Genomic DNA, 15,703 nt, shown 5'->3' on the forward strand with positions numbered 1-15,703 from the left:
GCGCCGGCCTCAGCCGGCCAGCAGGTCCGCCACCTGACGGCGCAGCGCCGCGTTCTCGGCCTCGAGTTCCGTCACGCGGCGGCGCAGCGCCTGCACCTCGTCGCCGTCGTTCTCCATGTCGGACGGCGCGGCGTCATCGGCCGACTCGGCCGACGGTTCACGTGGCTTGCGTTTGGCATCGCGCACCCGCTTGGCCGCCTGCTTGAGCTCGTCCTTGCCGGCGATGACCGCGGCCTGCTGTTCCTCGGTGGGGAGGCTGGCGACGGCGGCCGCCGCGTTGATCGAGATGGTGCCGGCCTTCACGGCCTCGACCAGCTCCGGCGCCGCCTGCTTCTGGATCTTCTCGATCATCACGACCTGGCTGCTGCTCAGGCGCGCGGCCTTGGCGATCGCTTCGCGACTGTTCATCGGTGCCGGCGGCGCCTCGTCCACGTCGAAGGGCGGGCCTTCGTCGGCGGTGGCGCCGGCAGTCGCGGGCGCCGTCGCGCGGGCGCGTCGCTCGGCGACGATCTCGCGCTTGCGCAGGGCCAGCACGCCGCGCTGGAAGTCCGACACGCTGCGTCGGCCCAGGTGCTGATCGATCATCCACAGGTGCACGTCGGCGATGCTGCGAAAGCGTGGGTTCTGCACGGTCTGGAAGGGCAGCCCGTGCTTCTGGCAGATGCCGTAGCGGTTGTGGCCGTCCACCAGCACGTCGCCCCACATCACGAGCGCGTCGCGACAGCCCTCGGCCAGCAGGCTGCGTTCCAGCGATTCGTATTCGTCCGGCGTCAGCGGGTCGATGTAGGCCTTGAGTTCTTCGTTGACGACGATGTCCATGGGTGCGCGATTTCGGGAAGCGGGAGAAGGGGCGCGATTGTAGTGAGCGTGCCCCGTAGGGCCCGGTGCGTCAGCTCGACAGCGGCATCGGCACCAGCCGGGCCGCGTCCAGGCCCAGCTTGTCCATCACGCACATCGCCGCGTAGGCGTCGTTGGCGGCGTAGCGCACCTGGCCTTCCGACAGGCGATGCGTCGCCCAGTTGGAGGTCGACTGCTTGCGCGACTTGACGAACTGTTGGCCGAACAGCAGCGCGATGGCCGACTTCACGCCGACTGCATCGCGGTAGCCGCGGCGCTTGAAGACGGTGTCGAGGTCGACCACGCCCTGCGGCTCGACGCCCAGTGTGCGGCGAATCTGCGTGCGGTCGCCGGCCAGCCCGAAGCCGACCTTGACGAGCGCGCTCGAGGCGATCAGATGGGCGGCCGCCGCGCGGCAGACCGGGTCGTGCACCTGGAAGACCCAGGCCCGCTCGAGCGAGGCGAACTGCACCGTGTGCGGCCCGGTCGAGATCTCGTTCTTGAGGAAGGTAGGTTTCGATTCGGTGTCGAAACCGACCACGTTCAGCGCGCCGAGCTCGGCGAGTGCCCGCTCTGCCTGAAGCGCGGTGGTCACCACGTCGATGTCCTGCAGCGTGAGTCCGGGGAAGACGTCGAAGGCGGCGATCTCTTCGCGGGTCGGCAGGGGCGGCGGGGCGGTGTTCATGCGCGGGTCGTCACGTTCAGCCCTTCAGCAGCTGGGCGTGATGGACGAGGTGGTCCGCCATGAAGCTCTGGATGAAGTAATAGCCGTGGTCGTAGCCCTCGTGGCGGCGCAGCGTCAGCGGCTGGCCGATGGCGTGGCAGGCGGCTTCGAACAGGTGCGGGTGCAGTTGCTCGGCGAGGAATCTGTCGCCCAGCCCTTGGTCCACCAGGATGCCGGCCGGGTAGGGCGCGACCGGCTGGTTTTCCATGAGAACCGTGGCGTCGTGTTCGATCCAGCGCGTGCGGTCCGCGCCCAGGTAGCCGGTGAAGGCCTTCTCGCCCCACGGGCAGCGCGTGGGCGCGCAGATCGGCGCGAAGGCCGACAGCGACTTGAAGAGGCCCGGGTGCCGCAGCGCCAGCGTGAGTGCGCCGTGGCCACCCATCGAATGGCCGGTCAGGCCGATGCGCTGCGGATCGATCGGGAAGGCGGTGCCGAGCAGCGGCAGCAGTTCGCCGATCAGATAGCTTTCCATGCGCCAGTGCGCGGCCCACGGCGCCTCGGTCGCATCGAGGTAGAAGCCGGCGCCCACGCCGAAGTCCCAGCTCTCCGATTCGCCGGGCACGTTCGCGCCGCGCGGGCTGGTGTCGGGCGCGACGAGCGCGAGGCCGAGGTCGGCCGCCAGGCGCTGCGCGCCGGCCTTCACCATGAAGGTCTCTTCGTTGCAGGTGAGCCCCGCCAGGTAAATCAGTGCCGGTACCGGGCCGTCCGCGGCCTGGGGCGGCAGGAACACCGAAAAGCGCATCGGCAGGCCGATCTCGCCCGACGCGTGCTCGTGGAAGGTCTGCGTGCCGCCGAAGCAGCGGTGTTCGGACAGGGTCTTGGGGGATTCGGTCATGGGCGATGCGGGGAAATGAGTTCGAGCACCGCGTCGGCGAACACACGGGGTGCTTCCTGCGGCATGTTGTGGCCCACGCCGGGCAGCGTGTGGTGCGTGCGCGGGCCGGTGAAGTGGTGGCCCTGGTCGGCCGTGCCCGCGGGCGACATCACGCCGTCCTCGGCACCGTCGAAGGTCATCGACGGCACGCGGATCTCGGGCATCTGGTCGAGGGCCGCTTGCAGGTCGGCATAGGCCGGGTCGCCAGCGGCCTTGCCGTAGCGGTGCCGGTACGAGTGAATCACGATGTCGACGAAATCCTGGTTGTCGAAGGCGGGTGCAGTGCGTTCCCAGGTGGCGTCGTCGAACGCCCAGGTTGGCGACCACAGCCGCCACAGCAGCCGGCACAGGTCGCGGCGGTTCTGCGTGAGGCCCGCGCGGCCGCGCTCGGTGTGGAAGTACCACTGGTACCAGTAGCGGAACTCGTTCTCCGGCGGCGCGGGTTCATCGGCATGCGCGATCGCCTGCACCTTGTAGCTGTTGAAGGACACGAGCCCGGTGCAGCGCTCGGGCCACAGCGCCGCAGCCACGCAGGCGGCCGTGCCGCCCCAGTCGTAGCCGGCCATCACGGCCTTCGGAATCGCCAACGCATCGAGCAGCGCGCGCAGGTCGGCAGCCAGCGCCGCCTGCTCGCCCGAGCGTGGCGTGGCCGCATCGACGAACTGGGTCGGGCCGAAGCCGCGCAGGTAGGGCACGACCACGCGGCAGCCTGCGTCCGCGAGGATCGGCACCACCTCGGCATAGGCGTGCACGTCGTACGGAAAGCCGTGCAGCAGCACGGCGGGCGGCCCGCCCTCGGGCCCGCTCTCATGGAAGGCGATGTCCAGCACGCCGGCGCGCACGCGGCGCAGCGGGCCGAGCATCGCTTCAGTCATACAGGACCACGCCGCGGATCGACTCGCCGCGCTTCATCAGATCGAAGCCCTTGTTGATGTCTTCGAGCGGCATGGTGTGCGTGATCAGGTCGTGGATGTTGATCTTGTTCTCCATGTACCAGTCGACGATCTTCGGCACGTCGGTGCGGCCGCGCGCGCCACCGAAGGCCGAGCCTTCCCAGTGGCGGCCGGTGACCAGCTGGAATGGTCGGGTGCTGATCTCGGCACCGGCCTCGGCCACGCCGATGATGATGCTGCGGCCCCAGCCCTTGTGCGTGCATTCGAGCGCCTGGCGCATCACCTTGGTGTTGCCGATGCACTCGAAGCTGTAGTCGGCGCCGCCGTCGGTCAGCTGCACGATCGCGTCGACGATGTTGCCGCCGGCCGCCCCGATGTCCTTCGGGTTGAGGAAGTGCGTCATGCCGAACTTTCGGGCCATCGCCTCGCGTGCCGGGTTCAGGTCGACGCCGATGATCTTGTCGGCGCCCACCATCTTGGCACCCTGGATCACGTTCAGGCCGATGCCGCCCAGGCCGAACACCACCACGTTGGCGCCGGCTTCGACCTTGGCGGTGAAGATCACGGCGCCGATGCCGGTGGTCACGCCGCAGCCGATGTAGCAGACCTTGTCGAAGGGCGCGTCTTCACGGATCTTGGCCAGCGAAATCTCCGGGGCAACCGTGTAGTTGCTGAAGGTCGAGGTGCCCATGTAATGGAAGATGGGCTTGCCGTCCATGCTGAAGCGGCTGGTGGCGTCGGGCATCAAGCCCTTGCCCTGCGTGCCGCGAATGAGCTGGCAGAGGTTGGTCTTGCGCGACAGGCAGAACTTGCACTGGCGGCATTCCGGTGTGTAGAGCGGAATGACGTGGTCGCCCTTCTTGAGCGTGGTCACGCCCGGGCCCACGTCGACCACGATGCCCGCACCTTCATGGCCGAGGATGGCCGGGAAGATGCCCTCCGGGTCGGCGCCCGAGAGGGTGTAGTAGTCGGTGTGGCAGATGCCGGTGGCCTTGATCTCGACCAGCACTTCGCCGAACTTCGGCCCTTCGAGGTCGACGGTTTCGATGGTCAGGGGTTGGCCCGACTGCCAGGCGACGGCGGCTTTGGTTTTCATGCGGAGGTCCTTGAGGAAAGGGGTGGCGGTTCGACCGCGGACCCCCAAGCTTAAAACGGTTCGCATCGCGCGGCCGCGGCGTCGCCGTCTTGCCCCTGCCGCACCCGACGGACGCTGCGACCTCAGGCGGTGACCGGGCGCGGCGCGCCCTGGTCGTCGATGGCGACGTAGACCAGCGTGGCGTCGGTCACCGGCGTGGTCACGCCCTCGCTGCCGCGGCGCTCGGTCAGGGCCCGCACATGGACGCTGATGGACGTCCGCCCGACGTGCACCACCTGCGCGAAGAAGGACACCAGGTCGCCGGCCTTGACCGGATGGCTGAAGGCCAGCTTCTCGATGGCGACCAGCACCACGCGACCGCGCGCCGCGCGCATCGGAAGTACGCTCCCGGCGGAATCCATCTTCGCCAGCATCCATCCGCCGGCGATCTGGTCGCCCAGGTAGGTGTCCGACGGCATCGGGATGAGGCGCAGCACGAGTTCCGGTTCGGTCGTCATCGGCGCGAGGGCAGCAGGGCCGAGAGGCCGTCGGCCTCTTTCTTCATGGCCTTGGCCAGGTCCATGGTGGCGCTGCCGACCAGGTTGTCGGAGAGCCCGGTGGCGACCAGCGTGTGGCTCACCCGGTGCGACGCGTCGAGCAGCGGCACCGCGATCACCGTCACGCCGTTCATGTAGTTGCCGCGGTCGATGCTGAAGCCGCGCTTGCGGACGAGTTCGACCTCGCGCTTCCAGGTGGCGAGGTCGATCGGCTTGTCCCAGCGCAGCGACTTGAAGCGCTTCTCGATCTGCGGCCACGGCTCGTCGCTGAAGGCCGCGACCAGGCGCCCGGTGGCGCTCACCAGCGCCGGGAAGCGGCTGCCGACATCCACATGCAGGCGGAAGGGCGCGCGCGAACGCGACAGGGCCAGCACCACCATGTGGTCGATGTCGGGTGTCTCGACGCCGATCATCGTCACGTTCCAGTCATTCGCCAGCACGTCGAGCACGGGCTGCGCGAGGCTGGCGAAGCCGCTGCTCTCGATGGCGCTGCGCGCCAGACTCAGCATGCCGGTGCCCAGCGAGTAGCGCTTGGTGTCGCTGTCGATCTTGACGAGCTCTTCAGCGACCAGCGCGCGCAGGATATGCAGGCAGGTGCTGGGGACCAGGGCGAGTTCGTCGGCAATGGCCTTCACGCCCATGGCCTGCGACGAGCGACCGAGCAGCCGGAGGATGGCGACGGCGCGCGTCACGCCGGGAACGGGCCGGACCCGCACCGGCTTCTTTGTCGAGGGCTGCGCCTTGGCGGGCTTCGCGGTGGGAGAGGGGCTGGACTTCATGGAGCGTGCGGTCGGCGGCCGCAAGCTTATCCCAGATGGTGGGCGGTGAACGAGGCTCGCCCAGGTGCTCCCGATGCCCGCGAATGGGTCTGCGCGCGCGGGCATCGGCCTAGTCCGCCTTCAGCCCCGATGCCTTGATGAGCGGCTCCCACTTCCTGCGCTCGGTCTGCGCGAAGTCGGTGAGTTGCTGGCGCGTGCCGCCGCCCGGGTCGAAGCCGTACTCGAGAAGTTGCTGCTTCGTCTCGGCGCGGCTGAGAATCCTGTTCATCGCCGCGTTGAGCTTGTCAAGGATCGGCCCGGGCGTCGCGCGAGGTGCAAAGAGGGCATTCCACGCGACGACCTCGAAGCCCGGGAAACCCTGGTCAGCGACCGGCTTGACACCAGGCACCAGGGCGCTCGGCTTGGCAGACGTGACCGCCAAGGCGCGGACGTGGCCTGCACCCAACTGCGCGCGCAACGCGGTCGGCGTGTCGATGACCAGCGGCAGACGGCCGCCGAGCACGTCGGTCATGGCGACACCCGAACCCTTGTAGGGCACGTGGAAGAGCTTCAGGTTCGAACGCTCCTTCAACAGCTCGACCACCAGGCGCGCCGACGTGCTCGGTGTGGCGATGTCGGCTGCGCGCGGGTCGCGCTTGACGGCGCCCACCAGATCGTCGAGCGACTGCATCGACGACTTCGGGTTGACGGCCAGCACCATCGGAAAGCTGCCGACCAGAACGATCGGTTCGAAGTCCGTCTCGGGCTTCAGCCGCATTCCGGCGTAGAGGTACTGGTTCACCACGTGCGTGGCGTTGGTGCCCATGGTGAGCGTGTACCCGTCGGCCGGTGCGTCGGCTGCGAGTTCGGTCCCCAGGTTGCCGCCAGCGCCGGGCCGGTTGTCGATGACAACGGGCTGCCCCAGGTCTTTCGACAGCTGGTTGCCGAGATAGCGCGCCGCGATGTCGGTGCCTTGCCCGGCAGGGTAGGCCACGATGATTCGTATCGGCTTGTCAGGGTAGGCCTGCGCGAGCGATCCGTGTGAGGCGCAGGCCAGCACGCATCCTGTGAAGAGCAGTTTCCAGAATCTCATTGTTGTCTCCTGTTGAAGGCATCGATGGCCAAGCCCGGGCCCTGGCGATGGGTCCCCGCGTTCACCGGCTTCGCCGCCGTTCGTGGCGCCTTGCATCCACGATGCAGGAACTTCAAGTCATCCCGAACAGCTTCGTTTCGAGTATGAAAGTCGCAGTTATCATTGTCAAATACAGCATGGATTTGTATTAGGACAAATGCGTTAGCGCCGTTCCTGGCCGCTATGGCAGCGCGTTCCGTGATGCCGTGGGTCTCGCCGCCTGCATCTTCATGACCGCCTGGGCCGCCAGGACGTCACTGCCGGTCACGCTCAGCGCGCCGTGCATGAAGAGGAGGCTGGACGTGCGACGCACCACCCGTCCGCGCGCCTCGATCAGGACGCCCGGCGGCACGGACGCGAGAAAGTGCGTGTCGAGCTGCACCGTCACGCAGGGTGCGCGGCCTGCGGCTTCCCATGCGAGCGTGCTCAGCGCGTGATCGATCAGCGTTGCGAGCAGTCCGCCGTGAACCACCCCTGCCGGGTTCAGATGGTCGTCGGTCGACACCACGCCGTAGGCCCATCCGTCCCCCTCTCGCGCCGCCCAGAGCGGGCCGGCGAGTGCCATGAACCGGCCCGCTCCTCTGAGTGGCTTCCATCCACCTTCGCGCAGGCGGGTGCAGAGATCGGTCGTGTTGTTCATGGCCAGGATCGGGCAGGGGAGGAGCCTCGGATTCTAGGAACGAGCCCAGGCCGGGATCAATTTAACAATTGTCTATGTACAAATACAAGATGCATTTGACAATAATAAAGCACAAGTCGCATAGTTCGTTCATCGCCAAGACGCCATGGACCCGATGAAAAAACTCACCGACTACACCTCGTTCGCGGATGCGCAGAAACACTGCTCACCGGAGAAGCTCTGGGAACTTTTCGATGGCGACCGCCAAGCCTTCAACATCGCGCACGAATGCGTCGACCGGCATGCGCTCGGCGACAGGGTGGCGATCGTGGTGGCCTACGCGAACGGCAGCGAAGAGGTGATCACCTTCAAGACCCTGTCGCGCCTGTCGAGCCGCTTCGCCCACCTGCTGGTGGCGCGCGGCATCCGGCCCGGCGACCGTGTCGCGGTCATGCTCGAACCTTCGCTGGCCTTCTACGTGGCCATCTTCGGCGCGATCAAGACGGGCGCGATCGCAGTGCCGCTCTTCACGCTCTTCGGGCCGGACGGCATCCGGTTGCGTGTCGAGGACTGCAAGCCGAAGATCCTGGTGACCAATGCCGAGAAGGCGTCGGTCTCGGTAGGCATCGACGGCGTCGAAGTGCTGGTGGCCGACGAAGGATTCGTGCAAACACTGAGCCCCTTTTCCGACACCTTCGAGGTCAAGACCCGTGCGGAAGACGACGCGATCTTCCAGTACACCTCCGGCACCACGCGCGAGTTGCCGGCCGCCGTCAAGCACAAGCAGCGCGCCCTGGTGACGCTGATGCTCGCGGCGCTGTACGGCACGGGCATCCGCCCGGGCGACCGCTTCTTCTGCCCGTCGTCACCGGCCTGGGGGCACGGGCTGTGGCATGGCACGCTGGCGCCGCTGGCGCTGGGCGTGACCATCGGCGCCTATTCTGGAAAGTTCGATTCAGCCCGCCTGCTGAAGGCACTGCAGCATGGCCGCTTCAACACCATCTCGGCGGCGGCGACGCACTTCCGAATGATGCGCAACTCGGGGGCGTCGTCGAAGTACAAGTACTACCTCGAGAAAGTGTCCTTCACCGGCGAGCCGATGGACAGTGAGACCGAGGACTTCGTCAAGGCCACCTTCGGGCGCCCCGTCTGCAGCATGTACGGCACAACCGAGATCGGCGTGATCCTGGTGAACTACCCCGGTGCCGAGGACTTCCAGGTGAAGCACGGTTCGCTCGGAAAGCCGATCCCGGGGGGCCGCGTGGACGTCCAGGATGCCGACGGCAAGACCTGCCCCCCGGGCGTGGTCGGCGAACTGAAGGTCTGGCGCGGCGGCGTCTGGGTGCCCACCAAGGACCTCGGCAAGGTCGACGCCGACGGCTACTTCTATCACGCAGGGCGCGCCGACGACGTGATCATCTCCGCCGGCTGGACCATGAGTGCGGTGGAGATCGAAGACGCCGTGCTCAAGCACCCCGACGTGCAGGAAGCGGCCGCCATCGGCGTGGCCGACGAGCTCCGCGGTCAGGTGGTGAAGGCCTTCGTCGTCACGCAGCGCGAAGGCAGTGACGCCTTCACCAAGGAAATCCAGGATCTCGTGCGCAGCCGATTGAGCCAGCACGAGTACCCGCGGCACGTCGTCTTCGTGACCGACCTGCCCAAGACGCCCGCGGGCAAGGTCCATCGCAAGGTGTTGCGCGACCGGGAACCCAAGACCGCGAGCGTCTGACCCCTTTCAACCCCTTCAACCCCTATCACCACCACCAGGAGACATCGATGTCCGAACAAAACGAAAGAACATTTCCCAAGATCACCGAGCGGGGCCTGGACGAACTGCGCGAGCGGATCGGCCAGAAGATCGAGAACACGCTGGAGCCGTGGTGCCACGAGGCCACGCGCGACAACATTCGCCACTACGCGCACGGCATCGGCGACGACAACCCGCTGTGGTGCGATCCGGCCTACGCGGCCAAGACCAAGTACGGCGGCATCGTGGCGCTGCCGAGTTTCCTGTTCTCGACCAGCCGCATCGTGTCCGGCTACGTCGGTGGCCTGCCCGGCGTGCACGCGATGTGGTCCGGTGCCGACTGGACCTGGCACCAGCCCGTTCTTCGCAATGACGAGATCCGCACCGAGGCCTACCTGAAGGAACTGGTCGAGCACGAGACCCGATTCGCGGGGCGTGCCGTCCAGCAGATCTACCACGTCGACTTCTACAACCAGAAGGGCGACAAGGTGTCGGAGGCCGACAGCTGGTGCTTCCGCACCGAACGCGACCATGCCCGCGAGCAGGGCACCAAGTACAAGGAGGCGCGGGAGCGCGGACCCCGGCGCTACACGCCCGAAGAGATTGGCGAGGCCTACAAGCTGTACCGCGAAGAGGAAGTGCGCGGCGCGACGCCTCGTTACTGGGAAGACGTCGAGGAGGGCCAAGCCCTGCCGGTGATGTTCAAGGGCCCGATGACGGTCACTGGTTTCATCGCCTATGCGCAGGGCTGGGGTGGGCTGTACATCCGCGCCAACAAGCTGGCCTGGCGACTGATCGACGCGCATCCCGGCGTCGGCATCACGAACCGCTTCGGTATTCCGGACGTGCCCGAGCGCGTGCACTGGGAGGAAGATTTCGCGCTGGAAGTGGGTGCTCCCGGCGCTTACGACTACGGCCCGGAACGCACCTCGTGGCTGACGCACCATCTGACCAACTGGATGGGTGACGACGGCTTCCTGCGCAAGGCGAACTGCAAGATCCGGCGTCACAACCCGGAAGGCGACATGCTCTTCATCAAGGGCCACGTCAAGCGCAAGTACATCGAGGATGGCAAGCACCTGGTCGAGATCGAGCAGGAGGCTCGCAACCAGGACGACGAGCTGTCCGTGCTCGGGTCCGGCGTGGTCGAACTGCCGAGCCGCGGCTAGCCATGCGTGGAGCCCTCGCCGGCGTTCGGGTGGTCGATCTGTCGCGCGTGCTGGCCGGGCCGCTGTGCGCGCAGATGCTGGCAGACCATGGTGCGACGGTGGTCAAGGTCGAGCCGCCCACCGGCGACGACACCCGCACCCTGGGGCCACCCTTCGACTGCGAAGGCGACGCCGCCTATTTCGGCGCGGTCAACCGTGGCAAGCAGTGCATCGCTCTCGACCTGTCCAAGGCCGAAGGGCGAGAGGTGCTCGAACGGCTGCTCGCCGATGCCGACGTGCTGATCGAGAACTTCCTGCCCGGCACGCTCGAGAAATGGGGCGTGTCGTACGAGGGTTGGATGCGGCGACGCTTCCCCCGGCTGATTCATTGCAGCATCAGCGGCTTCGGCGCCGACGGCCCCTTGGGCGGCATGCCAGGCTACGACGCGGTGCTGCAGGCCATGTGCGGCCTCATGAGCATCAATGGCGATCCGGCCAGCGGGCCGACGCGCATCGGCGTGCCGATCGTCGACCACCTGACGGCCTACACCGCGTTGTCCGCGATCCTGATGGCGCTGCACAGTCGGCATGCCTCGGGCCAGGGACAGTCGGTCGAGGCGACGCTGTTCGATGCAGCGTTGAGCCTGCTGGTGCCGCATGCGGCCAACTACTTTCTATCGGACCAGGAGCCCGGCCTGCTCGGTAGTGCGCACCCGAACATCGCGCCCTACGACCGCTTTCGTTGCGGCGATGGCGACATCTTCCTCGGCATCATGAACCGGGGGCAATTCGAGCGCTTCTGCGCCGCGGTCGACCGGCCCGGCCTCGCGACGGACGCGCGTTTTCGCGACAACGCGCTGCGTATCGCGCACCGGCAGGTGCTGCGCGAGGAGATCGAGCGTGCCATCGGTTCGTCGGAGCGCCGGGCGCTGTGCGACGCGCTGATGCGCGCGGGCGTTCCTGCGGCACCGGTGCATTCGGTGTCGGAGGCCTTTGCACAACCGCATGCGGCACACCGCCGGATGCGGGTGGCGCGCGAGCGATACGGTGGCATCGGACTGCCGGTGCGGCTGCATGCCACGCCGGGTGCGCCCGCCTCCGATCCGCGCCCGTTCAATGCGGATGCGGTGCGCGTGCTGCAGGACGTCGGCTACGGCCCGGCAGACATCGATCGACTGGTGGCCCGCGGCGTCGTTCCGGCGCCCGGTCCGCATGCCGGCCGACGCCCCTAGCGCGCCGCTCCGTCGGCGCGGGCGTGCATATCCTTCAGCAGCGCGAAGTTCGAATCGAGTTCGACGCGCTTCAACACGCACTGCAGGCCGTGATGCAGTTGGGCCGGTACCACCGGTTTGTGCAGCAACGGCACGCCGCTGGCACGCGCCTCGCGCAGCCGTTGCGGGGCGGTGTCGCCGGTGACGAGCAACGCGGGCAATGTGCTGCCATGTTCGGCGCGCAGGGCCGCGATGGCTTCGGCGCCGGTCTGCTGCCCGCGCAGCCGGTAGTCGCTGATGACCACGTCGGGCGTGCGTCGGCGCGCCAGTGCCAGCGCGTCCTCGATGGAATCGGCCACGTCGCACTCGCAGCCCCAGGCTGTGAGCAACTGCTGCATGCCGGTACGGACGGCTTCGTCGTCGTCGATGACCAGCACCCGTACGTCGAAGACCTGCGCAGCCACCGGTTCGGCGGCCGGCCGGCGCGCCAGGGTCCCGGGCGGCGCAATCGGCAGGCTGAGTCGGAACACGCTGCCGCGCCCCGGCCGCGACGACAGCGTGAGCTCCTGCTTCAGCGTGCGCGCCAGGCCTTGCGCGATCGCCAGGCCGAGCCCGAGGCCTTTGCGTCGGTCGCGCTCGGCATTGCCCAACTGGTGGAACTCGCGGAATACGGCCTGTTGCTGCGACGGGTCGATGCCGATGCCCGTGTCCCACACTTCCAGAACCGCCTGGCCCCCTCGCCGCCGGCAGGCGACGAGCACGCCGCCGCGCGCCGTGTAGCGGATCGCGTTGGTGACCAGGTTGCGCAAGACCAGGGCAACCAGTGCCGGGTCGGAAACCACCACCATTTCGGTGTCGATCGATCGGTAGACGATGTCCTTGGCGTCGGCCTGAGGTGCCAGCTCGTTCTCGATCTTGTTGAGCAGCGGCTGCAGGTGGAAGGGCTGGACGTGCGGCTCGACCACCCCCGCCTCGATGCGCGAGAAGTCGAGCAGGGTGTCCAGCATCTCGGCCGACGCCTGCCAGGTGGCGCGCGCATTGGCGAGCGCGTCGTACTGGGTGGTGCTCAATCGCGTGCGCGCCAGTACTTCGAGGAACAGCCCTTGTGCATGGATTGGCTGGCGCAGGTCGTGGCTGGCGGCGGCGAGGAAGCGTGACTTGGCCAGGCTGGCCTGTTCGGCCTGCAGCCGGGCCGCCTGCGCCTCCGCGGAACTGGCATGCAACTGCTCGATCAGCCCGAGGTTCTCGAAGCGCAGGTCGATGGCTGCGCGTGCGGCCCGCGCGCTGCTGCGTGCCTGGCCCATCAGCGTCGCGATGTACAGCGCACCCGCGATGCCCAGCGCGTGGTAGGCCGGGTTGCCGAGCAGCCAGAGTTTGGTGCCGACGGTGGCGAATTCGAAGAGCGCGAACGCGATGAACACCGGCAGCACGGGCGCCAGCGACGCCATCGAGCTGCCCGCCACGCCGGCGAGCACGGCCACCACCAGGATGCTGCCCGCCACGCTGCTGTCGTCGAGGGTGACCCAGGCGAGCGCGCCCCAGGCCACCGCGTCGATGGCGTTCAGCACCATTTGCCGCGCCACCACGCGATGCGGATGCGTGGTGGCCAGGTCGATGCGCAGCGTGCGCTCCGCGTCCCAGGCGTAGAAGAGCTTGATCCCGACGATCGCCGCGCACCACGCGGTGAGCCATGTCGCGTTGCGCGCGTTGGCCAGCGTCCAGACCAGCAGCGGTGCGAGCAGGAGCGTCGGCACCACCGAACTGCCCACGTGGCCCAGTTGCAGCCGCAGCTGCTCGGTCAGCGTCCGGTCGTCGGCCAGCCAGCGCCTCAGCGCCATCACGCGACCAGACCGCGTTGGCGGGCGGCAAAGCTCGCCTCGGACCGGCTCGACACCTGCAGCGCCGCGAGCACTGCCTGCACATGCCCGCGCACCGTGTTCTCCGACAGGTTCAGCCGCCGTCCGATGAGCTTGTTCGACAGGCCCTGGCACATCAGGTTGAGGACCTCGCACTGGCGCGGTGTCAGGCGCTGGGCATCGGCATCGACCGGGGCGGGGGTGGAGAGCGCGGCGCCCGGCGTCGGCGATGGGACCAGCCCGCGGCGGACACGGTCAATGACCTCGAGGATGGTGTCGGCCGTCGCCGCCTTCGAGACGAACGTGGTGGCCCCGCGTTCGAGCGCCAGCGCGACCATGTGCGGCTCCGCCTGCGACGACAGCATGATCACCGCCGCGTCCGGCCACTTGCGCTTGACCAATGCGATGCCTTCGATGCCGTTGAGGCCGTGCAGATGCACGTCGAGCAACACCAAGGTGGGCGTTGCCATCGTGCAGTGCATGGCGTCCTCCAGCGAGGCCGCCTCCGCCACTTCGAGTCCGGGAATGCCTGCGGCCAGCACCATGTGCAGTCCACACCGGAACAGCGCGTGGTCATCGATCAGCAGAATTCTGGCGGGCAGCATGGCGCTGGCGACGGTCCGAAAGAGAACTAAAGAATCAGCGGCGGGTGGCTGCGAGACAGCGGCGCTGGCCGAGCGCCCGAGGTGGAGGGCGTGCGGGCGATTCTGCGCGAACTCGCCCGGTCCAAAAGGACTATTTACCTTCGAGCACAAGGTGGCGAACATCGGGCTCGCGCACCACGCGACTGTGTCACGTCCGCATTCCTCCCGACCGCATGAAGCCCTTGATCGATATCCGCCGCCACGAGCCGACCGGCTTCACCTACTGCATCAGCGCCCGGGGCACCGACGGCGTGGATGGCGGCGCGGCCTTCGACACCATCGAGCGCTGCCTGTTCGATGCGGCGGCGTCGCTGGGTCACTATTTCCTGCGGGTGGACATCCGGTTCGAAGGTGGGCTCCTGGGCTCTTGCGCTATCGACACGCTGCGCCGGGAACCGCAGACGATCGTCGCCCTGATGCCGCAGCCGGCCTGAGCGGCCGAAGGGCGCCGTCGGGCGCACATAATGGCCGCCGCATCCCTTGCAGCCATCGGTGCCCGCCCATGAAAAAGATCCTCGTCCTCAACGGCCCCAATCTCAATCTCCTCGGCACGCGCGAGCCGGCGCAGTACGGCAGCGACACGCTGGCCGATGTCGAGCGCCTGTGCGCCGACGCCGGTGCGCGGCTGGGCGTGGCGGTCGAATGCCGGCAGACCAACCACGAGGGCGCGCTGGTCGACTGGCTGCACGAAGCCGGGCGAGAGGTGACCGCCGGCCGCATGGTGGGCGTGGTGCTGAACGCCGGCGCCTATACCCACACGTCGGTCGCGCTGCACGACGCCATCAAGGGCGCCAGCGTGCCGGTCATCGAACTGCACATCTCGAACGTCCATGCGCGCGAGAGCTTCCGCCACCATTCCTTCATTTCGCCGGTGGCGCGCGGCATCATCGTCGGGCTCGGCGTGAAGGGCTACCCGCTCGCCATGGATGCACTGGTGCAGTTGAACGCGGCCGACTGAGGACGGCAGCGTGCCTTCGAGCAAAGAAAAGCCGCTGGCGGACGGCCTGTTCCGCGGTGCCGACGGCGCGACGCGCTGCCGCTGGTGCGAGGCCACGCCGGCGTACCAGCACTACCACGACCAGGAATGGGGCTTCCCCGTGACCGACGAACGCCGGCTGTTCGAGAAGCTCTGCCTCGAAGGCTTCCAGGCCGGGCTGAGCTGGCTCACCATCCTGAACAAGCGCGAGAACTTCCGGCGCGGCTTCGCCAACTTCGAGGCGGAGCAGGTCTCTCGTTTCGGCGAAGCCGACATCGCACGCCTGCTGGCCGATGCCGGCATCGTGCGCCACCGCGGCAAGATCGAATCGACGATCAACAACGCGAAGCGCGTGCTGGCGCTCCGCGAGGAATTCGGTTCGCTGGCGGCCTACACCTGGCGCTTCGAACCGTCGGCGTCGTCGCGCCCGAAGAAGGCGACGCTCGCCGCGCTGCGCGCCTTCACTACCACCGCCGAATCGATCGCGATGTCGAAGGACCTGAAGAAGCGTGGCTGGAGTTTCGTCGGGCCGACCACCGTCTACGCCTTCATGCAGGCGATGGGCCTGGTCAACGACCACATCGAAGGCTGCAGCGCGCGAGACGCCGCCCTGGCCGCTCGCAAGGCGCTCACGCTGCCGCGCTGAGATGCA

17 protein-coding genes are annotated in these 15,703 nt (G+C 67.8%); 6 read left to right on the top strand and 11 right to left on the bottom strand.

Annotated features, from left to right (window positions below):
- Nucleotides 1-9: 9 nt before the first annotated feature.
- The 9 genes from ACSFA0_RS17905 to ACSFA0_RS17945 form a co-directional block, all read right to left on the bottom strand.
- Nucleotides 10-819, bottom strand: coding sequence for a ParB N-terminal domain-containing protein (locus tag ACSFA0_RS17905; protein WP_435451604.1), 810 nt, complete (start codon nucleotides 817-819; stop codon nucleotides 10-12).
- 70 nt (nucleotides 820-889) lie between these two features.
- A complete protein-coding gene (locus tag ACSFA0_RS17910; protein WP_435451605.1) occupies nucleotides 890-1,522 on the bottom strand; it encodes a 3'-5' exonuclease in 633 nt (210 codons plus the stop codon).
- Between the two features lie 16 nt (nucleotides 1,523-1,538).
- Complete coding sequence (gene fghA, locus ACSFA0_RS17915) at nucleotides 1,539-2,396, bottom strand: S-formylglutathione hydrolase (protein ID WP_435451606.1); 858 nt, start codon at nucleotides 2,394-2,396, stop codon at nucleotides 1,539-1,541.
- Nucleotides 2,393-3,310: an alpha/beta fold hydrolase gene (locus tag ACSFA0_RS17920; protein ID WP_435451607.1), complete on the bottom strand. Its 918-nt coding sequence runs from the start codon at nucleotides 3,308-3,310 to the stop codon at nucleotides 2,393-2,395. Before ACSFA0_RS17920 ends, fghA begins: the two co-directional genes overlap by 4 nt.
- Entirely contained in the window at nucleotides 3,303-4,424 is a 1,122-nt protein-coding gene (locus ACSFA0_RS17925) for an S-(hydroxymethyl)glutathione dehydrogenase/class III alcohol dehydrogenase (protein WP_435451608.1), read from the bottom strand. Before ACSFA0_RS17925 ends, ACSFA0_RS17920 begins: the two co-directional genes overlap by 8 nt.
- Before the next feature lie 122 nt (nucleotides 4,425-4,546).
- Entirely contained in the window at nucleotides 4,547-4,921 is a 375-nt protein-coding gene (locus tag ACSFA0_RS17930; protein ID WP_435451609.1) for an acyl-CoA thioesterase, read from the bottom strand.
- Nucleotides 4,918-5,739: an IclR family transcriptional regulator gene (locus tag ACSFA0_RS17935; RefSeq protein WP_435451610.1), complete on the bottom strand. Its 822-nt coding sequence runs from the start codon at nucleotides 5,737-5,739 to the stop codon at nucleotides 4,918-4,920. The genes ACSFA0_RS17930 and ACSFA0_RS17935 overlap by 4 nt, the downstream gene beginning before the upstream one ends.
- A gap of 109 nt (nucleotides 5,740-5,848) precedes the next feature.
- Nucleotides 5,849-6,811, bottom strand: a complete 963-nt coding sequence (locus ACSFA0_RS17940; protein ID WP_435451611.1) for a Bug family tripartite tricarboxylate transporter substrate binding protein — start codon at nucleotides 6,809-6,811, stop codon at nucleotides 5,849-5,851.
- 220 nt (nucleotides 6,812-7,031) lie between these two features.
- Nucleotides 7,032-7,490 carry a PaaI family thioesterase gene (locus ACSFA0_RS17945; RefSeq protein ID WP_435451612.1) on the bottom strand — a complete coding sequence of 153 codons (459 nt, stop codon included), beginning with the start codon at nucleotides 7,488-7,490 and terminating at the stop codon, nucleotides 7,032-7,034.
- A 154-nt stretch (nucleotides 7,491-7,644) separates the two neighbouring features.
- Here ACSFA0_RS17945 and ACSFA0_RS17950 point away from each other — a divergent pair, with 154 nt between their 5' ends.
- The 3 genes from ACSFA0_RS17950 to ACSFA0_RS17960 are packed head-to-tail and all read left to right on the top strand — an operon-like array spanning nucleotide 7,645 to nucleotide 11,596.
- Entirely contained in the window at nucleotides 7,645-9,198 is a 1,554-nt protein-coding gene (locus tag ACSFA0_RS17950; RefSeq protein WP_435451613.1) for an acetate--CoA ligase, read from the top strand.
- Between the two features lie 47 nt (nucleotides 9,199-9,245).
- The gene (locus ACSFA0_RS17955; protein ID WP_435451614.1) at nucleotides 9,246-10,385 is read left to right on the top strand and encodes an FAS1-like dehydratase domain-containing protein; all 1,140 of its coding nucleotides are present in this window, start codon (nucleotides 9,246-9,248) and stop codon (nucleotides 10,383-10,385) included.
- 2 nt (nucleotides 10,386-10,387) lie between these two features.
- Nucleotides 10,388-11,596 (top strand): CaiB/BaiF CoA transferase family protein, encoded by a 1,209-nt coding sequence (locus ACSFA0_RS17960; RefSeq protein ID WP_435451615.1) that lies wholly within the window; start codon nucleotides 10,388-10,390, stop codon nucleotides 11,594-11,596.
- Here the strand turns inward: ACSFA0_RS17960 and ACSFA0_RS17965 are convergent.
- Nucleotides 11,593-13,413 carry an ATP-binding response regulator gene (locus ACSFA0_RS17965; protein ID WP_435451616.1) on the bottom strand — a complete coding sequence of 607 codons (1,821 nt, stop codon included), beginning with the start codon at nucleotides 13,411-13,413 and terminating at the stop codon, nucleotides 11,593-11,595. The genes ACSFA0_RS17960 and ACSFA0_RS17965 overlap by 4 nt on opposite strands.
- Nucleotides 13,413-14,036, bottom strand: coding sequence for a response regulator (locus ACSFA0_RS17970; protein WP_435451617.1), 624 nt, complete (start codon nucleotides 14,034-14,036; stop codon nucleotides 13,413-13,415). The genes ACSFA0_RS17965 and ACSFA0_RS17970 overlap by 1 nt, the downstream gene beginning before the upstream one ends.
- 212 nt (nucleotides 14,037-14,248) lie before the next feature.
- Between ACSFA0_RS17970 and ACSFA0_RS17975 the strand changes: the two genes are divergently transcribed.
- The 3 genes from ACSFA0_RS17975 (at nucleotide 14,249) to ACSFA0_RS17985 (ending at nucleotide 15,697) form a co-directional block, all read left to right on the top strand.
- A complete protein-coding gene (locus tag ACSFA0_RS17975; protein ID WP_435451618.1) occupies nucleotides 14,249-14,509 on the top strand; it encodes a hypothetical protein in 261 nt (86 codons plus the stop codon).
- Between the two features lie 68 nt (nucleotides 14,510-14,577).
- The gene (aroQ, locus tag ACSFA0_RS17980) at nucleotides 14,578-15,033 is read left to right on the top strand and encodes a type II 3-dehydroquinate dehydratase (RefSeq protein WP_435451619.1); all 456 of its coding nucleotides are present in this window, start codon (nucleotides 14,578-14,580) and stop codon (nucleotides 15,031-15,033) included.
- A gap of 10 nt (nucleotides 15,034-15,043) precedes the next feature.
- Nucleotides 15,044-15,697 carry a DNA-3-methyladenine glycosylase I gene (locus tag ACSFA0_RS17985; RefSeq protein WP_435451620.1) on the top strand — a complete coding sequence of 218 codons (654 nt, stop codon included), beginning with the start codon at nucleotides 15,044-15,046 and terminating at the stop codon, nucleotides 15,695-15,697.
- Nucleotides 15,698-15,703 lie beyond the last annotated feature (6 nt).

Origin of the sequence: Variovorax restrictus, assembly GCF_051216715.1 — a bacterium.
In the GTDB taxonomy this organism is placed as follows: Bacteria; Pseudomonadota; Gammaproteobacteria; order Burkholderiales; family Burkholderiaceae_C; genus Variovorax.